A 13,166-nucleotide genomic window follows, 5' to 3' on the forward strand; every position below is an offset into this window, starting at 1 on the left:
AAATTGACCCTAATCGGACATTTTGGGGGTTTCCTGCATGGATCGAAGATCGTGGGAAGATCGCGAGGTGAGGGCAGACGAGTTGCATCATGAGCCGCCGGGGTACCGCTGCCCGTTCTGTCGCTACGCGCTCGGTGAGTTCGACGAGTACAACGCGTCGACCGACCTCGTCGCCCGAACCGACAACGTAATTGCTCGGATATCCCCGAAGTGGTGGCCGGGCAACCCTGGCCACGTACTTGTGTCACCGATCGAACACTTCGAGAATCTCTACACTTTGCCCACGAGCGTCGGGCACTCGGTGTTCGACCTGGTTCAGGCTGTGGCTGTTGCAATTCGTGAAGAATACGGCTGTGACGGTGTCTCGACCAGGCAGCACAACGAACCGGCGGGCAACCAGGACGTCTGGCACCACCACGTCCACGTATTTCCGCGCTACGAGGACGATCGCCTGTACTCCCGGCATGGCGAGGCTGCATACGTTTCACCCCAAGCGCGAGCGCCTTACGGCGCACTGCTGCGCGCTCGATTTTCTGAATGCTGAGCCAATACGCGCTCGGCCGAGTGCTGGGGCAGGCGGAGGAACCGGGTAGTGAATTCGCGAAATGGCCATTTCCGCGTAGGCGTCAGCGTATCGGCTCGAGATCACCTGGCGTCCATGTCTGGTCGAAGAATGGCTTGCCAGGGCCGTAGAGACGAAGGATCACGAAGTAGCCCTTTCCCGGCAGTGTTCGGAGCCAGTTCGTCTCGTCTGCAGCGTTCGGCTTGGTCGGCCCGAAGTAGATGTCGTGTGACCCGTCGGGGTTGATCGTTGGTTTGTCCATCGTGTTGACCGAGGGGAAGGGTTGTCCGTTGTCGAGGCCGGACGCGGTGACGCTGTCGTAGAGAGCAACTGACCAGAAAAGCGCCGCGGGCAAGTCCGGAGGTAGATGAAGTGAGTACGAGTTCCCCCCGTCCAACCAGTTTCCTTCGGAATCTTTCATGGTCGCCGGGTACTTTGCGCCCTTGTCGACGATGTTCACGACCATGCCAGGTGAATTGGAGTACGCCGCAGTGAAGAACGCACCGCGCTGCTCGAGATTCGTGAATGTCCCGCTCGATTGGAACTCGGTATTCTCACCGGCAAAAGTGTTGACCCACGGTTGATTTGGATAGTAAGTGCCCCCCGGTTCGAGTGCCAGCAAGCTGGTCACTGTCACCTTGGACATCTTGAACGCTGTGCGAGCGGCCTTGTCGAGAAGTTCTCGGTCGTCAGGAGTGGGATCGAATGCTTTTCCCTTTTCGATTCCGAGTGTGTGGAGAAAGCCGCGCAGGTCAAGGTCATAGGGGTCCACGGCCTCACTCTGGATGAACCTGTCGAGCATCTCGAAGTAGGTGCCGTCCTGTGGAAAGAGCATGTTGCATTCCACCCCTGAAGCGCGAGGGAACTGCATGGGTAACGCGCCGTCCTTCTGTCCGAGGGGATATATGACGGTGCTCTCGATCCGGTTGACAGCGGGAGACAAATCGGCGGGATCGGCGAAGAACGCACGCCAGAAAAGGAATACGTTGTTCGTGCGTGAGCGGTAGATGTATCCCTCGGCCGGTTCCGGCCCGGAGTACCCGGGTGGCAGCAGCACGTATGTCGCACCGGATCCGGCGTCGGGCCCCGCCAAGCCGACATCACCTTTCCAAGTGTGTCCCTCGATAGTGGGGCCGACGATCGGACGTTGCCAGAAGTCGTCGAAAATCCCCTGGACTCCCGCCGGGGCCTCGACGACCAAAGGGCCGTATTTGTCGAGATCGAGATATCCCATGGCATAAACGACGTCGAAGTTCGGGGTTGTCACGAGAGTCTTTGCATCGATTCGGTTTTGCCATATCGGGAGGACGTTGTATCCGGCACCGAACGTCGATTCCGAACCCTCTTTCATCGCCCAGATGTTGATCGCCGGCAATGACCACAGATAGCTCTGTACGGCTCGTTGGAACACCAACTCGTTTCGCAACGAGATCGAAGTCTCGCGAGTCGGGAATCCGGTCTCGAACTTCGAGTCCGCCAAGTCGTCGTAGTGCCCCATCGTCGATCCTCTCGCTCGGTCGCGGCGTGGCAGTGCGCGCCGACTTCGACCACACAATCACGGTTGGAGCGCTGGGGGATCGCCCGTCAAGGATGAGAACTGCGCTCTGGCGAGCGGATCGACCGGGGATTCCGAAGGCGACACCTGGCCCTCCCAGAGCTTCCGGCGTGTACAAATCAGCATGTTTGTAAAACTTTTACCTTCAAAATCGTTGACAAAAGACCGCAATTTGTCCACTCTCTATACATAGATGTTGTTCGTGTCGCGGGTTGCCGCGCAGGACGCACTCACTGATCCGAACGAGAACTGGAGAATTCGATGGCGGCGTTGGTGTACACCGAGCCAGATGGTCGGCTCGCAACTTGGAGAGACCGGAAACGCTACTTGTGGCTGTTGGCGCTGATTCCGTCATCGGCAACTTTCATCGCAGTGGGGCTTGTTGCCGCCACCGGATGGAATGTCTTCTGGTGGACCGGCCCACTGATTGCTTTTGCTCTCATTCCCGTCATCGACATCCTTGCGGGTGAGGACGGGAAGAATCCGCCCGACGAGGTGATCGACGAACTCGAGAACGACCGCTTCTACCGGTGGTGCACCTACGCCTATCTGCCGCTGCAGTACACGGCCTTCTTCCTGTCCTGCTACATCTGGGCACGTTGGGATTTGAGCGTTCTCTCCAATATCGGACTCGCAGTGACGATCGGTGTGACGGCCGGAATCGGCATCAACACAGCCCATGAACTCGGGCACAAGAAGGAGAGCGTCGAGCGCTGGTTGTCCAAAATCGTTCTCGCGCAGAGCGCTTACGGCCACTTCTACCTCGAGCACAACCGTGGCCACCATGTGCGAGTGTCGACTCCGGAAGATCCGGCTACCTCGCGCTTCGGTGAGACCCTCTACGGTTTCTGGCCGCGCAGCGTCGGCGGGGGATTGAAGTCGGCCTGGCATCTCGAGAAGACCCGTTTCGAGCGTCTGGGCACCACACACTGGAGCATCAAGAACGACGTGCTCAACGCCTGGCTCATGTCGGTAGTCCTGTTCGGTGTCGCGCTTGCAGTATTCGGGATCGGCATTGCGCCGTACCTCGTGATCCAGGCCTTCATCGGGTTCTCGTTACTCGAAGCGATCAACTACCTCGAGCACTACGGACTCCTGCGTCAGAAAACCGCAAGCGGACGGTACGAGCGATGCACGCCGGCACACAGCTGGAACAGTGATCGCATCTGCACCAACGTCTTTCTCTACCACCTGCAGCGGCACAGCGATCATCATGCGAATCCGACACGTCGTTACCAGGCGCTTCGCAGTATGGAAGAGGCCCCTCAGCTCCCGAGCGGCTACGCCAGCATGATCATGCTCGCAACAGTCCCACCCCTGTGGCGCAAGGTGATGGACCACCGCGTTCTCGAGCACTACCGAGGCGACATCACCCAGGTCAACATCGCGCCGAAGAAGCGCGCCAAGATCCTCGCGGCCTACGGGGTGAATGCATGAACGCCTACATCTGCCCGATCTGCGACTACACGTACACCGAATCGACAGGCGCTGCGCGAGAGGGCTTTCCGCCAGGTACGCCGTGGTCGAGTATCCCGGACGACTGGTGCTGCCCCGACTGCGGCGTCCGCGAGAAGGTCGACTTCACGCTCGTCGCGCAATCCTGATCGAACTATTCACAGGCGAAAGGAAAACCGATGTCCGAGACTGCCACTGCCTACAAATTGTTCCGCTGCCTCCAGTGCGGGTTCGAGTACGACGAAGCGATCGGCTGGCCCGACGACGGTATCGAGCCGGGCACTCGCTGGGACGAGATTCCCGAAGACTGGTCCTGCCCTGATTGTGGTGCTGCCAAAGTCGATTTCGAAATGGTGGAGGTGGACCGCTGATGACAGCGGTCAGCGAGCCCGACACACGCACCGTCGTGATCGTGGGCACGGGCATCGCCGGTTCCGGTGCCGCGCAGGCCCTGCGCAAGGAAGGGTTCGGCGGCAGCATCATCCTGATCGGCAGCGAACCTGAGGAGCCGTACCGCCGCCCGGCGCTGTCGAAGGAACTACTGTCCGGGAAAGCGTCGATCGATCGGGTTCGGTTGCGGCCGTCGACTTTCTGGAACGAGCAGGGTATCGACCTTCGGATCGGCGTGACTGTCACGAGAATCGACACAGATTCCCGCACCATACATTTAGCCGACGGTGACGGCGTCGACTACGACGTTCTGATTCTTGCCACGGGTGGACGGTCCCGACGGTTGACCGCGGAAGATTCCGAGCGCGTTCACTATCTTCGGGATATCGCAGACATGCGACGCTTGCAATCCCAGCTGATCGAAGGATCCTCGCTACTGGTGGTCGGCGGTGGCTTGATCGGATCGGAGGTGGCGTCAACGGCACGCGACTTGGGTTGCAGTGTGCAGGTTCTCGAAGCGCAACCGCTGCCCCTGTCCAGGCTGCTTCCACCGTCGATAGCGGAGAAGATCGCCGCGCTGCACAACTTGGCCGGCGTCGCCTTGCAGACGGGGGTCGACCTCGAGACGCTGACGACAGGTGTCGACGGTGTCACCGCACGTGCGCGTGACGGGCGTGAGTGGACTGCGGACTTGGCCGTCGTCGCAATCGGATCCTTGCCCGATACCGATATGGCTGCTGCTGCTGGTATTGGAGTGGACAACGGGATTTCGGTAGACCGATACCTCCGGACCTCCGTCATTGATGTGTACGCGATCGGCGATGTGGCCAACGTGCCCAACGGTTTTCTCGGCGGCATGCACCGTGGTGAGCACTGGAACACTGCGCAGGACCACGCAGTCGCAGTTGCCAAGACCATCGTCGGGAAGGAAGAACCCTTCGAATCCGTCCCATGGAGTTGGTCGAACCAATTCGGCCGCAACATTCAAGTAGCTGGTTGGCCAGGCGCGGACGACACCGTGATTGTTCGAGGAGACTTGGACTCCTATGACTTCACTGCGATCTGCATGCGCGATGGAAATATCGTCGGTGCTGTGAGCGTGGGCCGGCCGAAGGACATTCGCGCCGTCCGAACCCTTATCGAACGCTACCCGGACATCAGCGTCGACGTACTCGCCGATTCGAACAGGGATCTGACCGAACTTGCGGCGGGTCTTGTCGCCTCACCGGTGCTCTGAGTTCGTGACTTCTGTGGCTTGCGTGTCCACCGTTTTGACACCGAGCACGGGCGATGGAAATCTTCCCGATATGTCCACCGCTCGTGCCCGTGTCCCGTACCACGAGGCAGCTCGTCAACTCCTCCGTGCGTCAGCGCTCGACGCCACACGCGAACTCTTGACCGAGAAATCGTGGAACGACATCACGATGGCGCATATCGCGGAAGCTGCGGGTATGAGCCGGCAGACGTTGTACAAGGAGTTCACGTCCCGGCAGGGATTGGCGTCCGGATACCTCATCCGTTTCGTCGACGAGTTCCTCGAAGAGGTGGAACGCGAAGTAGCGCTGCACCATTCGGACCCCCGGGGTGCGGTCTCGGCGGCCTTCCGTGCATTCTTCGACGCCGGTGCCCGGGATCCGATGGTGGTCAGTATTGTCGGTCCTCGTCCGCAACATGACCTGCTGAGCCTGGTCACCACCGACGGAACTCCACTGCTCGAACATGCGAGCGCGAGGTTGGCCGAGATCTTCATGACCAGTTGGGCGAACGTCGACCGCGTCCATGCCGAGATGTTCGGCAGCACGATAGTGCGTCTGGCGATCAGTCACGTGACGTTGTCCTTCGGTACTCCAGATCAGATCGCCGAGAACCTGGGGGAGATGTTCGGGCCGTTCCTCGATCAGGTCATCGGTTCGGGCACAGTCGAACCGAACTGAGCCGACAGGATCGATACGGTTTCCGAGCTAGGACGGAAGTTCGATCGAGACTGATCGCCGTAGTTCTTTGGTGGGAAGTTTCGCCGATATGTGTGAATCCAAGTCCCGCTTCTCGGTAGCGTGCCGGACGTGCGTCGAGGTGCAGCCCGTGGGCGGCTCTCGTCAGATTCCGTCAACGGTGGAGGGTTTCGAAGATGAAGAGCCGCAATAAGTCTCGAGTGATGTCGACAGTTGCGCTAGTTGCAACATTTGTCATGGCCGGTGCAGGTGTGGCAATCGCCGACGAATCATCGTCAGGGTCTTCCGGCAGCGGATCGCTCGGTTCCTCCGGTGCGGCAGAGGTTGATCCGTTGACCTTCGACGGTTGGGGCACGTGCCCGATCGAGGATCTCGAGGTGACGACGTGCGCCAGCGTCGTAGTTCGCGGAGGGACCATGAAATTGGGCGCGCTTTCGGTGCCGATCCCGGACGGAAGTCTCAAGGTTGCGGGCGGCGTGAAATACGCGACCCAGCCGGACAACAGTTTCATCGAGACGTTCGTCGCCAAGCAGGACGGGTCCAACGGGGTCTATTCCAATCCGATTTCGGTACCCGGAGGTGCTCTCGGGATCGATACTCCGCTGGGACTGACTCAGATCAGCGCGACGGTGGAATCGGTGGGAGTCCCGGATCTGAAGGTTCTCGAGCAGGAACTCACCATGCCTGTTCGATTGAAACTGTCTAATCCGTTGCTCGGTGACGATTGCTACATCGGTTCGGTTTCGAATCCGATCAACCTTCACCTGACCACAACCGGAAACCCTCCGTCGGAACCTATCGGTGAGTTCCCCGGTGCAGTGTTCCCGGCAGTCCCACATTCGGATGCTGTGTTTGCGGCGCCGGGAGCCAGCGGATGTGGACCGCTCGGTGCGCTCAACTGGGCGGTGAATCTACGCGGGGGACTGCCGGCGGCCAGCGGAAAGAACTCTCTCACCACGTCGAGCGACGTCTACGCAGTGGCTGCACGAAAGGTGCGACCGCCTGCCTGACGGACGCGCAGTCGCTGGAAAGTAAAACGAGGGCCGACCCGTGGTGGTCGGCCCTCGTTCTACACAATCAGGTCAGCTGACCTCGGGATCACGCACCGTGATGGTGCCGTCCCTTACTGCGTCGGCGATGCTGTCGTGCAGTTTCGGGCAACCGTCCTTCAACGCCGTCGACTGCCCGGAAGCAATTGCCTCTTTGAAGGTGTGGCAACGCAGCGCCGGGTCGGAAGTCCACTGAACACTGGTGTGCTTGTACGTGTTCTTGCGAACAAGCACGCAGGCACCGCATGCCTTGCAGTCGACTTCCTGCAGACCCGAGTCGAGGTATTCGTGCTTGTCCTCGATCGTCTGGGCCGCGATCGCCTCGAGCCGTTCCGTCTGCCCGGCAAAGTCCGGTGCCTTGGCCCAGCGAGCCCACCGTGCGTCGGTTCCGATCGAGGCGCTCACGATTAGACCTCTGCTTCTTTCTTTGCCGCTTCTGCTGCAGCTTCCTTCTCGGCCTTCTGGCGTGCGAGGTTTTCCTCGACCTCGGCGTGCCAGGCCTCGTTTGCCTTGGTGGTGTCCACCTCGAACTCGAAGCGCTGCGTCATCTTCTCGGTGACGTCGGCCTTGTCCACGTAGAACTGCTCGTACCAGCGTCGTAGCTGGTAGACGGGGCCGTCTTCTTCGCAGAGAAGGGGATTCTCGATCTTGGTCTTGTTCTTCCAGATCGCGACGTCCTGCAGGAAGCCCTCGCTGATGCCCTCGGTGAACTTGCCGGCCAACTTGTCGGCCATCTCGTCGGAGACACCCGTCGGCTTCTTGACCGTCACGCCCCACTGCAGCACGAACGAGTCCGGGCTGATCGGGTAGTGGCAGTTGATCAGAACACTCTCGACCTCGTATCCGCTGTAGCTGTTCCACAGGGGATTGACCATGTACGACGGTCCGTAATACGCAGCTTCGGAGCGAAGAAGCGTGTCGCCGCCGTACTGGGAGGCCATTCCGATGTCGGGACGGCCGGTGGTGTTGAGGTACTGAGTGGCGATCTCACCTTCGAAGACGTTCTTGAAGTACGTCGGGAAGGCGTAGTGGATGTAGTAGAAGTGCGCCATGTCGACCACGTTGTCGATGATCTCGCGGCAGTTGGACCCCTCGATGACCATGGAGTTCCAGGTCCAGTCGGTCCATTCGTCGCTGTACGCACCCTCGATACGAGGAATCACGATCTCCTCGGGCGGCGGATTGCCCTCGGGGTCGTTCCAGACGAAGAGCTGACCGTTCTGCTCGAGGGTCGTCCACGCGCGGGTGCGTGCGAGCGGAGGCACGCGGCGGGCATAAGGAATGCCGGTGCACTTTCCGTTGCCGCCCCAGCGCCAGTCGTGGAAGGGGCAGGCGATGGAATCACCCTTGACCTCGCCTTGTGTGAGGTCACCACCCATGTGACGGCAGTATCCGTCGAGAACTTTGATGTCGCCCTTGCTGTCGGCGAACACCACGAGCTTCGTACCGAAAGCCTCGATCGCGTGCGGTTTGCCGTCCTTGAAGGTCTTCAGTAGACCCAGGCAGTGCCAACCGCGGGCGAAACGAGTTTGCACCGTTCCGACGTCGATCTCGCGAATCTGCGCCATTGTGACCTCACATCCCTTCTAGCTGTTAGTAGAACACGTTATAGAACTCGATCCGGTTCCGCCAGATTTTGGGGGCACTTGTTACAGCATTGCGGCCACAAACGGGACCTTTGTCAGCGTCTCGACAGAAAAGAGAACGTGTTCTAGTCTCAAGTGTAAGTGAACCAACCGATCGAGGAAGACGGGAGCGTCGAAGTGGGTAACCATGACAGCCACGAGGTGATGCAGAGGCTCGACGCACTACTGCCGGCACTGCGCGAGCGCGCACAGGAGACCGAGGATCTGCGTCGTATCCCCGACGAGTCCATCAAGGGACTCCAGGAAACAGGCTTCTTCCGCTTGCTGCAGCCGAAGCAGTGGGGCGGGTACGAAGCCGATCCGGTGCTGTTCTACTCCGCAGTCAAGAAGATCGCCAGCGCGTGCGGTTCCACCGGGTGGGTCTCCTCGATCATCGGGGTACACAACTGGCACCTCGCCCTCTTCTCTCAGCAGGCGCAGGAAGACGTGTGGGGCAACGACACTGACGTGCGCATCTCGTCCTCTTACGCTCCGATGGGTATGGGTGAAGTAGTCGAGGGCGGATACAAGGTCAACGGTGCGTGGGCGTGGTCCTCGGGTTGTGACCATGCCAGCTGGGCCGTTCTCGGTGGTCCGGTGTTCAAGGACGGCCGCGCAGTCGATTTCGTGAGCTACCTGATTCCTCGCGAGGACTACCAGATCGACGACGTGTGGAATGTGGTCGGCCTGCGTGGAACCGGCTCCAATACCGTTGTGGTCAAGGATGTTTTTGTTCCCACGCATCGCGTGCTGAGCTTCCGGGCGATGAGCGAACTGACCGCCCCCGGCCTCGAAAACAACACCGCGCCGGTCTACAAGATGCCGTGGGGAACCATTCACCCCACCACGATCTCGGCGCCGATCGTCGGAATGGCTTACGGCGCTTACGAAGCGCACGTCGAGCATCAAGGCAAGCGTGTTCGCGCTGCGTTCGCCGGCGAGAAGTCGAAGGACGATCCGTTCGCCAAGGTGCGTATCGCCGAGGCGTCCAGTGACATCGACGCCGCGTGGCGTCAGCTCTCCGGCAACGTCGCCGACGAGTACGCGTTGATCCTTGCAGGCGAAGAGGTTCCGATGGAACTGCGGCTGCGCGCTCGACGCGACCAGGTGCGCGCCACGGGCCGCGCGATCGCCTCGATCGACAAGCTTTTCGAGAACTCCGGTGCCACGGCGCTGCAGAACGGCACTCCGATTCAGCGTTTCTGGCGCGACGCCCACGCTGGTCGCGTCCACGCCGCGAACGATCCCGAACGCGCATACGTCATGTTCGGAACCGGCGAATTCGGTCTGCCGATCACCGACACGATGGTCTAGAGGAGGCTCAGTGACAACCACCGAAGAAGCTCTCACCTACGAGTCCACTTCGCGGTTCGCGCAAGTGCGCCCCGATCTGAAACTGCACTTCCACGAGGCAGGCGTCGGAAACGACAAGACCATCGTGCTGCTGCACGGCGGTGGCCCAGGCGCGTCGTCGTGGTCGAACTTCGCCCGCAACATTCCGGTGTTGGCGAAGAACTTTCACGTCATCGCCGTCGATCAGCCCGGTTACGGGCAGTCCGACAAGCCGACGGAGCATCCGCAGTACTTCGTGCACAGTGCGTCGGCGCTCAATGATCTTCTGGATACGCTCGAGATCACCGGTCGCGTTGATCTGCTGGGTAATTCGCTCGGTGGTGGCGCTGCTGTTCGTTTTGCACTCGACTACCCGGACCGTGCGGGTCGCCTCGTTCTGATGGGCCCCGGCGGTCTGAGTGTCAACCTGTTTGCGCCGGACCCCACCGAGGGCGTCAAGAACCTCGGGAAGTTCAGCTACCAGCCCACACGGGAGAACCTCGAAGCATTCTTGCGGATCATGGTCTTCGATCAGAAGCTGATCACGCCGGAACTCGTCGACGAACGCTTTGCTGCCGCCAGCACTCCCGAGTCGCTGGCTGCGGCCAAGGCGATGGGTAAGTCCTTCTCCAGCGGTGACTTCGAGCTCGGCATGCTCTGGCGCGAGGCGTACAAGCTTCGACAGCGTGTGTTGCTGATCTGGGGCCGTGAGGATCGGGTCAACCCCCTCGACGGCGCACTGGTTGCGCTCAAGATGATCCCGCGCGCGCAACTCCACGTCTTCGGCGGTTGCGGTCACTGGGCGCAGCTCGAGAAGTTCGACGAATTCAACCGGCTCGCAACCGACTTCCTGCTCGACGGAGGTAAATGATGGGTATTCGATCTCTGGCGTACATGCGCATCGGGGCCACCGACATGGCTGCGTGGCGCGAATACGGACTCAAGATCCTCGGAATGATCGAGGGCAAGGGCGTCGACGCGGATTCACTGTATCTGCGTATGGACGACTTCCCGGCGCGTCTTGTCATCGTTCCGAACGACACGGACCGTCTGCTCGTCTCGGGCTGGGAAACCGCGAATGCGGCTGAGCTGCAGGATATCCGTGACAGGTTGTCGGCAGCCGGTGTTCCGTTCAAGGAAGGCACGGCGGAGCAGCTCAAGGACCGTCGCGTCGTCGAGATGATCGCGTTCGAGGACACCTCGGGCAACTCCCTCGAGGTGTTCCACGGAGCTGCTCTCGAACACCGCCGGATCGTGAGCCCGTACGGGCACAGGTTCGTGACGGGCGAGCAGGGCCTCGGCCACGTCGTGCTCACCACCGACGACGACGATGCTTCGCTGCGGTTCTACCGCGACGTACTCGGATTCAAGCTTCGCGACTCGATGCGTCTGCCTCCGCAGATGGTCGGCCGGCCCGCGGACGGCGACCCGGCGTGGCTGAGGTTCCTCGGCTGCAACCCGCGTCACCACAGCTTGGCGTTCCTGCCGTTGCCCAACCCGACGGGCATCGTGCACCTGATGCTCGAGGTGGAGAACTCCGACGACGTCGGACTGTGCCTCGACCGGGCACTGCGCAAGAAGGTCAAGATGTCGGCGACTCTCGGTCGCCACGTCAACGACGAGATGCTCTCGTTCTACATGAAGACTCCGGGCGGGTTCGACATCGAATTCGGTTGTGAGGGGCTAGAGGTCGAGGACGAAAACTGGATCGCGAGGGAAAGCACGGCCGTGAGCCTGTGGGGTCACGACTTCACGGTGGGAATGAAGCCGTGAGTTCGCCCGACGCGTCGGTGAGTGCGGAACAGGCCATCGATCCACGCCAGTTCCGCACGGTTCTCGGGCAATTCTGCACGGGTATCACCATCATCACGACAGTCGACGACGGTGAGCCGGTCGGGTTCGCGTGTCAGTCTTTCGCTGCCCTGTCACTCGACCCACCTTTGGTGTTGTTCTGCCCCACCAAGGGTTCTCGGTCGTGGGCGGCAATCGAGCGGACCGGGAAGTTCGCCGTCAACGTGTTGGCGGAGGAACAGCAGGCGGTGTGTGCTCGTTTCGGGTCGCGTGAGCCGGACAAGTTCGCGGGTATCGATTGGACGCCATCACCGTTGGGGTCACCGATCATCGACAAGTCGCTCGCCCACATCGACTGCACGGTGGAAACCGTCCACGACGGCGGTGATCACTACGTCGTCTTCGGACGTGTGTCGTCGATGAGTGAGATCAAGACCGAACGCCCGCTGCTCTTCTATCGCGGGCAGTACACGGGCATCGAGCCGGACAAGACTGTTCCGGCTACCTGGCGTGACGATCTGGAAGCGTTCCTGACGACCACGACAGAAGATACCTGGCTGTAGTGGCAACCCCGTGAGTGGTTAAGGAGTCCAGGGCCTCCTTGACCACTCACGGGGCCGGAGGCCCTACAGAGAAAAACAGGTATGACAGAAGTCGTCACCGAACGGCGTCAGCAGGATGCTACGACGCACTATCTTGTTGGATCGTCCGGCTCGCTTGACCGCCTCGATCACCGACGGCTGTACCTCGACCACCTGGTACCGGTCGGCCTCGACGGGTTCGCGTGAGAACGCCACCAAACCGAGCCGATGCAGGTTGTTCAGGTACGCGCTGATGCGGTCCAGATGGCGACATCCCGCCAGTTCTCCGATCATCGACAGACCCTCGTCGATCATCTCCGAGCCGACGCCGAACGGCCGCGCCGTACGTACGTCCACGCTCGGTTGCGCACCTGAAGTGGCCAGCAACCGAAGAATTCGAGCTTCGTCCGGCGCGATCTCGTCAAGGATCCGGTCGTAGGCCGGGTGCAGATCGTCGCGATCGGTCACGTCCGCGGAACGGTCCAGCAACCTGTCGCCGCGTGCCCGCAGCGCCGCGAGAGTGGCTTCGACGCTCTGTTTGCGATTGGTACGAGTTGCCATTGCCGCCCGTAGGTTTTCGGTCCGCGAGCCGTCTCCGTTGGAGTTCTCGGCCCGACGTTCGGATTGAACATTGGCCGATTCAGCGGCCTCTGCCGCGGCTTCGGCGGCAGCCTGAACGATCTGCCGCGTCGCCTCCTTCGCCGTTCCGAAAGCCCAACCCGTCAGCTTGATCGACGTGAGCGTCGTCGTGGCAGTCAGCCCGACAAGGCTGCGGATCAGACGCTTTTCGACGGATTCGACCGGCGCGATGTCCGCAGCCCAGTCGTACGATTCCGCTTCGACGATCAGGCGATGGTCGTGCTCACTCATACTC

The 13,166-nt window shown here is 60.8% G+C and carries 15 protein-coding genes; 11 read left to right on the forward strand and 4 right to left on the reverse strand.

Going from position 1 to position 13,166, the window contains the following annotated elements; all coding sequences use genetic code 11:
- Positions 1–37 precede the first annotated feature (37 nt).
- Positions 38–544, forward strand: a complete 507-nt coding sequence (locus AC1DVN_RS14945; RefSeq protein WP_044480534.1) for an HIT family protein — start codon at positions 38–40, stop codon at positions 542–544.
- A gap of 82 nt (positions 545–626) precedes the next feature.
- Here AC1DVN_RS14945 and AC1DVN_RS14950 read toward each other — a convergent pair whose 3' ends face one another.
- Positions 627–2,060, reverse strand: coding sequence for a DUF1254 domain-containing protein (locus AC1DVN_RS14950; RefSeq protein ID WP_020968429.1), 1,434 nt, complete (start codon positions 2,058–2,060; stop codon positions 627–629).
- A gap of 318 nt (positions 2,061–2,378) precedes the next feature.
- Between AC1DVN_RS14950 and AC1DVN_RS14955 the strand changes: the two genes are divergently transcribed.
- From AC1DVN_RS14955 to AC1DVN_RS14980, 6 genes are all read left to right on the forward strand, one after another.
- A complete protein-coding gene (locus AC1DVN_RS14955; protein WP_162113959.1) occupies positions 2,379–3,554 on the forward strand; it encodes an alkane 1-monooxygenase in 1,176 nt (391 codons plus the stop codon).
- Positions 3,551–3,721 (forward strand): rubredoxin, encoded by a 171-nt coding sequence (locus AC1DVN_RS14960; RefSeq protein WP_042449409.1) that lies wholly within the window; start codon positions 3,551–3,553, stop codon positions 3,719–3,721. Before AC1DVN_RS14955 ends, AC1DVN_RS14960 begins: the two co-directional genes overlap by 4 nt.
- A 30-nt stretch (positions 3,722–3,751) precedes the next feature.
- Positions 3,752–3,943, forward strand: coding sequence for a rubredoxin (locus AC1DVN_RS14965; protein ID WP_007734094.1), 192 nt, complete (start codon positions 3,752–3,754; stop codon positions 3,941–3,943).
- Complete coding sequence (locus tag AC1DVN_RS14970) at positions 3,943–5,199, forward strand: NAD(P)/FAD-dependent oxidoreductase (protein WP_477993973.1); 1,257 nt, start codon at positions 3,943–3,945, stop codon at positions 5,197–5,199. Before AC1DVN_RS14965 ends, AC1DVN_RS14970 begins: the two co-directional genes overlap by 1 nt.
- 70 nt (positions 5,200–5,269) lie before the next feature.
- Complete coding sequence (locus AC1DVN_RS14975; protein WP_019746903.1) at positions 5,270–5,896, forward strand: TetR/AcrR family transcriptional regulator; 627 nt, start codon at positions 5,270–5,272, stop codon at positions 5,894–5,896.
- A gap of 194 nt (positions 5,897–6,090) precedes the next feature.
- Positions 6,091–6,924: a hypothetical protein gene (locus AC1DVN_RS14980; protein WP_020968431.1), complete on the forward strand. Its 834-nt coding sequence runs from the start codon at positions 6,091–6,093 to the stop codon at positions 6,922–6,924.
- Between the two features lie 72 nt (positions 6,925–6,996).
- Here the strand turns inward: AC1DVN_RS14980 and AC1DVN_RS14985 are convergent, their stop codons facing one another.
- Together AC1DVN_RS14985 and AC1DVN_RS14990 are read right to left on the reverse strand one after the other, a co-directional pair.
- Positions 6,997–7,368 (reverse strand): hypothetical protein, encoded by a 372-nt coding sequence (locus tag AC1DVN_RS14985; RefSeq protein ID WP_007734099.1) that lies wholly within the window; start codon positions 7,366–7,368, stop codon positions 6,997–6,999.
- Positions 7,369–7,370: 2 nt separating this feature from the next.
- A complete protein-coding gene (locus tag AC1DVN_RS14990; protein ID WP_003945847.1) occupies positions 7,371–8,531 on the reverse strand; it encodes a 3-ketosteroid-9-alpha-monooxygenase, oxygenase component in 1,161 nt (386 codons plus the stop codon).
- 195 nt (positions 8,532–8,726) lie between these two features.
- Here AC1DVN_RS14990 and hsaA point away from each other — a divergent pair, with 195 nt between their 5' ends.
- Genes hsaA through hsaB form a run of 4 tightly spaced genes read left to right on the forward strand, consistent with a single transcriptional unit; the run spans position 8,727 to position 12,274 of the window.
- Positions 8,727–9,902 carry a 3-hydroxy-9,10-secoandrosta-1,3,5(10)-triene-9,17-dione monooxygenase oxygenase subunit gene (hsaA, locus tag AC1DVN_RS14995; protein WP_029537542.1) on the forward strand — a complete coding sequence of 392 codons (1,176 nt, stop codon included), beginning with the start codon at positions 8,727–8,729 and terminating at the stop codon, positions 9,900–9,902.
- A gap of 10 nt (positions 9,903–9,912) precedes the next feature.
- Positions 9,913–10,791, forward strand: a complete 879-nt coding sequence (gene hsaD / locus AC1DVN_RS15000; protein WP_019746906.1) for a 4,5:9,10-diseco-3-hydroxy-5,9,17-trioxoandrosta-1(10),2-diene-4-oate hydrolase — start codon at positions 9,913–9,915, stop codon at positions 10,789–10,791.
- Positions 10,791–11,693 carry an iron-dependent extradiol dioxygenase HsaC gene (gene hsaC, locus AC1DVN_RS15005; RefSeq protein WP_020906158.1) on the forward strand — a complete coding sequence of 301 codons (903 nt, stop codon included), beginning with the start codon at positions 10,791–10,793 and terminating at the stop codon, positions 11,691–11,693. Before hsaD ends, hsaC begins: the two co-directional genes overlap by 1 nt.
- A complete protein-coding gene (hsaB, locus tag AC1DVN_RS15010; protein WP_003945677.1) occupies positions 11,690–12,274 on the forward strand; it encodes a 3-hydroxy-9,10-secoandrosta-1,3,5(10)-triene-9,17-dione monooxygenase reductase subunit in 585 nt (194 codons plus the stop codon). The genes hsaC and hsaB overlap by 4 nt, the downstream gene beginning before the upstream one ends.
- Before the next feature lie 63 nt (positions 12,275–12,337).
- Here the strand turns inward: hsaB and AC1DVN_RS15015 are convergent, their stop codons facing one another.
- Positions 12,338–13,162: an Abi-alpha family protein gene (locus tag AC1DVN_RS15015; protein WP_019746907.1), complete on the reverse strand. Its 825-nt coding sequence runs from the start codon at positions 13,160–13,162 to the stop codon at positions 12,338–12,340.
- Positions 13,163–13,166 lie beyond the last annotated feature (4 nt).

The organism is Rhodococcus sp. P4_E4, assembly GCF_056401575.1.